The sequence below is a fragment of the Streptomyces sp. NPDC046122 genome (assembly GCF_056429965.1).
This window is the reverse complement of sequence record NZ_JBWKLQ010000013.1, coordinates 1-7,388: the sequence shown is the minus strand read 5'-3', so window position 1 is coordinate 7,388 and position 7,388 is coordinate 1. Positions and strand designations below refer to the sequence as shown.

The 7,388-nt window shown below is 65.3% G+C and carries 7 protein-coding genes, 1 tRNA gene and 1 pseudogene; 5 read left to right on the top strand and 4 right to left on the bottom strand.

What is annotated here, in order from left to right; translation table 11 throughout:
- Positions 1-182: 182 nt before the first annotated feature.
- Together AC07FK_RS26670 and AC07FK_RS26665 are read left to right on the top strand one after the other, a co-directional pair.
- Positions 183-941 (top strand): IclR family transcriptional regulator, encoded by a 759-nt coding sequence (locus tag AC07FK_RS26670; protein ID WP_479107481.1) that lies wholly within the window; start codon positions 183-185, stop codon positions 939-941.
- A gap of 60 nt (positions 942-1,001) precedes the next feature.
- Positions 1,002-1,075, top strand: a tRNA-Lys gene (locus AC07FK_RS26665).
- A gap of 185 nt (positions 1,076-1,260) precedes the next feature.
- Here AC07FK_RS26665 and AC07FK_RS26660 read toward each other — a convergent pair.
- Positions 1,261-2,559, bottom strand: a pseudogene (locus AC07FK_RS26660) (peptidoglycan-binding protein); the annotation flags it as partial.
- 190 nt (positions 2,560-2,749) lie between these two features.
- Positions 2,750-3,484 carry a hypothetical protein gene (locus AC07FK_RS26655; RefSeq protein ID WP_479107480.1) on the bottom strand — a complete coding sequence of 245 codons (735 nt, stop codon included), beginning with the start codon at positions 3,482-3,484 and terminating at the stop codon, positions 2,750-2,752.
- 142 nt (positions 3,485-3,626) lie between these two features.
- Between AC07FK_RS26655 and AC07FK_RS26650 the strand changes: the two genes are divergently transcribed.
- The 3 genes from AC07FK_RS26650 (at position 3,627) to AC07FK_RS26640 (ending at position 5,748) form a co-directional block, all read left to right on the top strand.
- Positions 3,627-3,821, top strand: coding sequence for a hypothetical protein (locus AC07FK_RS26650; RefSeq protein ID WP_479107648.1), 195 nt, complete (start codon positions 3,627-3,629; stop codon positions 3,819-3,821).
- An 87-nt stretch (positions 3,822-3,908) separates the two neighbouring features.
- Positions 3,909-5,423: a hypothetical protein gene (locus tag AC07FK_RS26645; protein ID WP_479107479.1), complete on the top strand. Its 1,515-nt coding sequence runs from the start codon at positions 3,909-3,911 to the stop codon at positions 5,421-5,423.
- A gap of 151 nt (positions 5,424-5,574) precedes the next feature.
- The gene (locus tag AC07FK_RS26640) at positions 5,575-5,748 is read left to right on the top strand and encodes a hypothetical protein (RefSeq protein ID WP_479107478.1); all 174 of its coding nucleotides are present in this window, start codon (positions 5,575-5,577) and stop codon (positions 5,746-5,748) included.
- Positions 5,749-5,850: 102 nt separating this feature from the next.
- Here the strand turns inward: AC07FK_RS26640 and AC07FK_RS26635 are convergent, their stop codons facing one another.
- Both AC07FK_RS26635 and AC07FK_RS26630 read right to left on the bottom strand, forming a co-directional pair.
- Positions 5,851-6,666 carry a class I SAM-dependent methyltransferase gene (locus tag AC07FK_RS26635; RefSeq protein WP_479107477.1) on the bottom strand — a complete coding sequence of 272 codons (816 nt, stop codon included), beginning with the start codon at positions 6,664-6,666 and terminating at the stop codon, positions 5,851-5,853.
- Positions 6,663-7,292 (bottom strand): hypothetical protein, encoded by a 630-nt coding sequence (locus tag AC07FK_RS26630; protein ID WP_479107476.1) that lies wholly within the window; start codon positions 7,290-7,292, stop codon positions 6,663-6,665. The genes AC07FK_RS26635 and AC07FK_RS26630 overlap by 4 nt, the downstream gene beginning before the upstream one ends.
- Between the last annotated feature and the right edge of the window lie 96 nt (positions 7,293-7,388).

Below are 7,388 nucleotides of genomic sequence, written 5' to 3'. Positions count from 1 at the left end.
GCGTCGCGTTTGCGACCCGTTCCCGCCTCTCCTCCCCCCCCCCCCCCCGCCCCCCCCCCCCCCCCCCCCCCCCCCCCCCCCCCCCCCCCCCGCCACAATGTCGTCAACAGGAGCCCCACGAGCGGTTCTTGGCGGCTATCGTGGAACGGATGCAAGCGGTCACAACCTGGTAGGGGGAAACCGTGGCGCTCAAGCCGGAGCCGACCGCACCGTTCCACTCGGTGCAGTACGCCCTGCGTGTACTGGAGACGGTCTCCAGGCACGGCGGCGGTGTGACCGATGCGCAGATCGCCCGCGAGACCGGACTGCCGACCGCCCACCTGGCCTCCCTGATGCTGATGCTGCGCCGCGAGGGGTACGTCGAGCAGGTGGCCGACGGCGCGTACGTCGTCGGGGACTCGCTCGTCCTGCTCGGATCGGGCTCCACCCGGCGCGAGGCCCTTCAGGCCAAGCTCCAGCAGACCCTCGACCAGCTGCGCGACACGGTGGGCGCGGCCATCTACATCAGCCGGTACATCGACGGCGAGATCAAGGTGACGCAGATCGCCGAGAGCCCGCAGACGCCCCGGGTCAACGAGTGGGTGGACTTCAGATCGGCGGCGCACGCGAGCGCGATCGGCAAGTGCCTGCTCACCCAGCTCGACCAGAACGGCCGCCGCGACCACCTCTCCCGGCACAGGACCGCCCGGCTCACCTCGAAGACGATCACCAGTGAGCGGGTCCTCTTCTCCAAGCTGGACAGCCAGCCGCCCACGGTCCCGGTCCTCGACCTCCAGGAGTACGCGGTGGGCACGGTCTGCGCGGCCGTGCCCCTGACGGCCGGCTCCTCGGTGGGCTGCCTGGCCCTGTCCCTGCCGGTGGAGCACGCGCACCGCCTGCGCGCGGCGGCGGACACGCTGAACCGTCGGGCGGCCCCGGTGGTGCTGTCACTGGCGCTGTGACGGCGATCACCCCGCGTGGTGCGAGGCACCCCCGCGGACCAGGTACTATTTACGAGTCAAGCGCCGCTAGCTCAGTTGGTTAGAGCAGCTGACTCTTAATCAGCGGGTCCGGGGTTCGAGTCCCTGGCGGCGCACAGCGAGGCAATCGCCTGACCTGGCCGTTCTTCCTTCGGGAAGAACGGCCATTGGCGTTTCTGGGGCTCGGTGCTAGCGAGGGGCTAACCGGCCCGTCGTCGGCTCGCTGGGGCCTCGCCTGCGACACCAGGGCAACGGCGGCTTCCGCGTTCTGGTGAGCGATCTCCGGCAGGACCGAGGTGTAGGTGTCGGCCGTAATCTGGATCGATGAGTGCCTGAGCATGGCCGAGATCACTTTCATGTCTCCTCCAGCCGCCAGCGCCAGCGTGGCGGCACTGTGGCGCAGGTCATGGAGTCGGATTGGTGGCAGGTAGCCGGGGTGGGGATACGGCCGCAGCGGGTTGTCCGGAGTGAGCCGGTACCAGGTCTGCGGGTCGACGATGCCGTTGGCTGTTAGCCCCTGCTCACGCTGAAAAGCGAAGACCGCTCGACGCAGCTGGTCGTCGAACACATCCATGACGGGCAGATCAAGCGCCCGTTGGACATCGGCCACGGCCTGGCCCCCATCGCCCACTCGCAGCGTGTTGGCCCGTTTGATCATCCGCACGAAGTGCCGGCTGACGTAGTCAGGGTGGAGCGGCTTGCCTTCTTCGGTCGTGAAGACATGGTTGCTATCGCCCCAGGCCGGCCCCAGGGCCAAGCGTTCCGCCAGCTGCCGGACCCGATGGGCGCGCAATACCTCCACGGTCACCGAGTCGAGCGCGATGACGCCGCCGCTGTCGTCCTTCGGCCGGGTAGTGGCCGTAGCCCAGCCGACCTGGACGACCTGCTGGGAGATCACCAAGGTCCCGGCGTCCAGGTCCACGTCCGGCCAGGGCAGCCCAATGCCTTCCCCACGCCGGGGGCCCCGGAAAACCAGCAGGTGGTAGTAGGCGTAGAGCCGGTCGTCGGCCATCAAGTGCAGGAAGGAACCGATCTGCGGCGGCATCCAAACCGCTACTTTCGGGCGGCGGCCAGTAGCCATCCATTCGATTACCCGCTGCGGAGTCCACAGCACCGGCTTCGGCCGAGGCGTGGAGTCAAGCTCCACGAACAGGGCCGGGTTGTCCACGATGCGGTGCTGCCGCTTGGCGGCGTTGAGAGCCGCCCGGAGCGTGGCGTGGATCCGGGCTAGGGTCACGGGCCCGACCGGCCGAGGCGTGGCCGCAGTGGTCGCCACAATGGCGTCGTAGGCGGTGCGGATGTGGCTCGGACGCAGCTTTTCTAGATCGATGTCGCCTAGGTAGGGCTTGAGCCGCTGCTCGATGTGTCCCGCGTAGGACCGGCGAGTATTGAGGGCTAGCTTGCGCTTGCCGGCCAGCCACTCGTCCAACCACTCCCCGACGGTTTGCCGCAGGGTTAGCGACAGGCCAGCCCCGAAGCGCCGCTTCGTCTCCGTGTAGTCCGGCAGCTGCTGAAAGCGGCGATAGTGCTCGCGGATCGTCGCCAGGATGTCTAGTCGCCCGGAGTCATCCTCGGTCTCAGGTATCTCCAACAAGCGCATGGCCGCTTGGAGCTCGGCCGTGGCCTCCCGCTCAGTCGTGAAGCCGCCTCGGGTCAGCTGTTGACGCCCATACGTGCGGCGGCCCTCCTCCGACAACGGCACATCGACCACGTACGACCACGTGCCGTGTTTTTTGGTGCAGGCCAGCCGCCGCCCAGCCGGGTTGTATCGCGGCGGACACTTGCAGCGCTTATACGTCGTGCCTTTCATGGCTTGCCCTGTTCTCGGACTCCTCGGAGCCCCGGCTCGCCCCCGCCTTCAGATCATCTTCCAGCTCGGTCAGCAGCTCGCGGGTGATATGGCCACGCAGGGCCTGGAGTTGGCGTGGTTTCGCGTCCGCAGCTCGGCCAGCCAGCCGGCGGTCACGCTCCTCCGACCACGTTCGTTCCCAGCGGGCGAGCGCCACAACGTTGACCCACTCCGGCGACGTGCCCACCTTTCGCGCCACATGCCGCTCGGCATCGCTGACGGCATTGGCCGCCCGCTCAACCAGAGCCGGATCGTCCAGCCCAGACCGCTGGGCAGCGTCCAGCAGGTCCGGCTGTCGGCGGCTCGATAGATGGCTCGACTTACCCACAGGCTGTGGAGCCAGCTTCTGCAATGCCTTCTGGTCACCAGACAACAGCGCCCGCAAGACGGCAGCCGACAGGCGTACATCCGGAACCAGCTCGACAAGCTGGTCATCCGGCACCGTGACGAACTGAGCTGGTGACACTTCGAAGGCCAGCGACAACAGCAGCAGCTCCTCGACGGAGAACCGCCGCGCGCCCACCTCGGCCTGGGCCACGGTGCCCCGAATCCACGACGCGAGGCCCTGCTGCCGGATGAGACCAGCCGCCTCTTCCTGCCGCAGACTGCGCGCCAGCCGGACCTGCTTCAGGCCAGCGGCCAGAACATCACGGAGGGGCAGTGCCGTGGGTTCCATGATCGCCTTTCTCGTCGAAACTGAAGGCTCCACGGTACGCCTTCATCTGCTCGCAGACCAGAGCGTTTCATTCGTTACAAGTTGGGGCATCATGCGCTCACCAATGAGAGCCCTTCACTGAAGAGGTGAGCCCATGAACGGCATGAGCCGGACCGAACTGCTTCAGCTACCGGTCATCACCGACCTGGTCACGGCCGGCCGGGCGCTGGGCATCGGCCGGACGCGGGCGTTCGAGCTGGCCCGCCGCGGCGAGTTTCCCGTGCCTGTTCTGCGGATCGGCACTACATGGCGAGTGCCAACGGCACCACTACTCACGTTGCTCGGTCTCGCCAAGTAGGAGCGGCCAATGCATCCGCCGCAACCATCCCCCGCTCGGCCCAGCACGCCGAGCGTGCTTCGTGTGCTGCGTGGTTGAGTTCCCTTCATGGCCGAGCGTCCACTCACCGAACCGAGCTTCCCGGAGGTCTACCTCGGGCTCATCACTCCAATCGGCGCTCCAACCAATGATCTAGTTGGTGCGATCGAATCTGAGCTTAAGCGGCATCATTATCAGCCTCACGTCATTCGCCTCAGCGATCTTCTGGCCAAGATCGATCCGAGTGTTGAATCCCGCGCCGACAACCGAATGCGCGACCTCATGGAGAGAGGAAATCAGCTCTGCCAGAGGTTCGGCAATGACGCAGTCGCAAAGCTTGCCATCCATGAGTTGACCCAGATCCGGCGACGGGAGCGCAGGCGCGAGCGGCCAGGCACGCCACACCTGCCACGGCACGCTTGGATCTTCAGATCCCTTAAGCGACCAGAAGAATTGGCACTGCTGCGACGCGTATACGGCCCAGCCTTCTACACTGTTGCACTTCATGCTGAATACGAAAACCGCAAAAGGCGGCTCTATTACGACCTTCGAGCTTCCCGCCCATCTCTAGACGATCAAGCTGCACGTGATGCAGCCAAGGACGTAATCGACCGCGACGAGCACGAAGCAGAGAACGTTGAGCATGGCCAAAATGTGCGAAGAGTCTTCCCAATGGCCGACGCCATCATCCCGGGCGACGACAGTACGGCATTGGAGCGCGAGGCGCACCGATTCGTAAGAATCCTGTTTGGCGAGAACATCACACCCACGCTGGAAGAACACGCCATGTACCTAGCTGATGCCACTGCGGCGCTTTCCGCGTCACTCAGCCGGAAGGTCGGCGCGTGCTTGACGACACCCAAGGGCGAAGTGATCGCCGTGGGCTGCAACAAGGTCCCCAAAGTCGGTGGTGGGCAATATGGAACTACCGACATTATCAGCCGCGACAAGAGTCTTGGCGTGGACTACAGCACAGTCTCCCTGCATGCACTCGTGGCTCAAACACTGAGGATTCTGGCCGGAGCCGAGTGGCTCACAACGGAGAGAAAAGACCAGGCCGACCAAGACCTCGACAGACTCACGTCTACCGCAATGGAAGTGTTCAAGGCCAAGAAGGCGGATCTTCTTGGCCTGATCGAGTTCCAGCGGTCAGTCCAAGCCGAAGTAGCCGCACTTCTTGATGCCGGCCGACGCGGCGTGTCTACCGAGGGTAGCCTCATCTTCACGACCACTTACCCGTGCCACTTGTGCGCCAAAGAAATCGTGGCCGCAGGCGTACGTAAAGTCATTTATATCGAACCCTATCCGAAAAGTAGGGCCGAATCCATGTACGGCGCTGAAATTCTGAGTAAAATGAAAGATAAGGGCGACAACTTCATTGCCTTCGCTCCCTTCCCCGGCGTAACTCCCCGCTCCTATCGCACCCTCTTTGAAACCGAGGGCTTCCGCAAGAAGGATGAACTGGGCCGAGTCATTGAAAGGCCCTTGGCGGAACGCGAGCCCAAGGTGGGCCTTCTCTCCCCTTTTGTTACCGTCTCGCAGCGGGAAAGGGATGCCGACCTACCTCCACCGACAGACTTGTAATGGCCTATGCAAGCGCGGGCGCGGCATCGGCTTCAGCCCCGCTCACAGCAACCAGTTCTGTCCCCGAGCGCACACCACTGACTCGTTTCACGACCCCACCCTCGAAGATCCAACGTGGTGCTACTAGCATCCGACCTCCAAGGAGGCCATTGTGAACACATCCCAGTCACTGTCGAGCGATTCGTCCGCCGACCCCGCAGCCGCATCCGACGACATCGATCTCGATGATGTTGATGTCGATCAGGCTAAGTGGATCAAGCAGGAACTGGCGCGCGAGAAGGCTCGTTTCGACGAGATCGCATGGATAGCCCGTCACGCCCGGTAACGAACACCTCTCAGTCCAAGGACTTCCTTGGACTGTTTTCATGCACGCTCGCCGCATATCTGAGCAGCGAGGCCCGTCAGCCGAGTGAAACGGAAACTGGGCTCAACCACGCCCGACCAGAATGCCGCCCAGACACGTGATGCGGAACGCACCCTTGTCCCGGATGGTCTGCACAACCAGCTGCTGCGCCCGCTGGATCGTCTCGATGAACGGCACGCCCAGTTGCTCGGCCCAGGCTTCGTACGAGGCCAGGTGAGCCACGATGGGCGCTGAGTCGGTCAGCTCAATGACGCCCGGCAGCTCCAGCACCTGAATGGCGTCGAAGGCCGTGCCCAAAAGCTCCGGGGCTTTCTCCAGCGAGAAGCGGGCGCTCAGTGAAACTCGGGCCGGCCCTTCGGCCACGCCCAGCACGTCACCGGCCGCCCGCCGCCACAGCTCATCCAGCTCCCGCTTGTCGGTGTCGCTATTGGTCGAGGCCACCAGCAGACCGCCCGGCTTCAGCACGCGGGCCAGCTCGGTGACCGTGGCCGGGATGTCTCGCGCGTGGTACAGCATGTGCAGTGCCAGGACGGCGTCAGCACTGTCGTCGGCAAAGGGCAGGGCCTGGGCGTCCGCCACGGCCACCGGCCCCGGCACGTCAGCCAGGATGCCCGCCGAGATGTCCAGCCCGATCACATCGAGGTCCGGCCGATCCTGGCGCAGCCGTTTGACGAACTTGCCGTTGCCGCAGCCCACGTCCAGCACCCGGCCGGTGGTGCCTCCCAGCTGCTCGACAACCAGGCCGGGTAGGTCGTACTGCGGCTGTTGCCAGCGGTAGATCGACTGCCGGGCGGCCAGATGACGCTCATCGCCGTAGGCGCTGTTGGCCAACAGCTTGGCGTCGGTCACGGCGGCATTCTGCTGGTCAGTGTTGCTCACGCTGCGGGCTCCGGAAGGTTGGTGAGAGCGGGGCGACGGCACGCCTCCTGAAGGCTGTCTCGCAGGCTACGGGCCGACACCGACCCCGCGTAGGTCGGTTGGGCAAGAAGGTCACCGAAGGCGTGCAAGCGGCTGGAAATGCTGGCGGTCCGCCGCTCGGGAGCAGCCTCCAGTACGACCGTCAGCTTGTCCCGGGCACCGTCCAGGTCACCGCCAGCCAGGTGGGCCGTGGCGAGGTCGAGGTGTGAGGCCAACAGGTCGCCGGAGGACTGATCGCGCTCAGGCGCGGACCGGTACAGCGTGATGGCCTGCGACGAGGCTTCAATGGCGCGGCTGAGGTGCTGCTGGCTGCCGAGGGCCAGCAGAGCGGTCCCGGCATAGGCCCACTGCTTGGCTTCAGGGAAGGTGAAGACCCCGGGCAGCTCTTGCAGAGCCAGGGGCAGCTGCCGGGCGTCCTGGGCCGATTGGACGGCGCGGAGCGTACCCACCTGGTCCCCGCAGGCGGCGCTGGCCCTGGCTTCCAGACTGAGCAGCCGTGACCGGATGGTGCCGCCATCGGCGTAGCGCAGGCCATCACGGGCCAGGTCGGCCGCCCCGCAGTAGTCCTGCTGCCAGTAGGCGATCAAAGAGCGTTTTCAGCGTGGCCACTGATCGGGTGACGCCGGTCAGGTCGAGGTGAGGGCCGCAACGCACAAAGCCCCCGTGCCGTTGAGGGAGGTGTT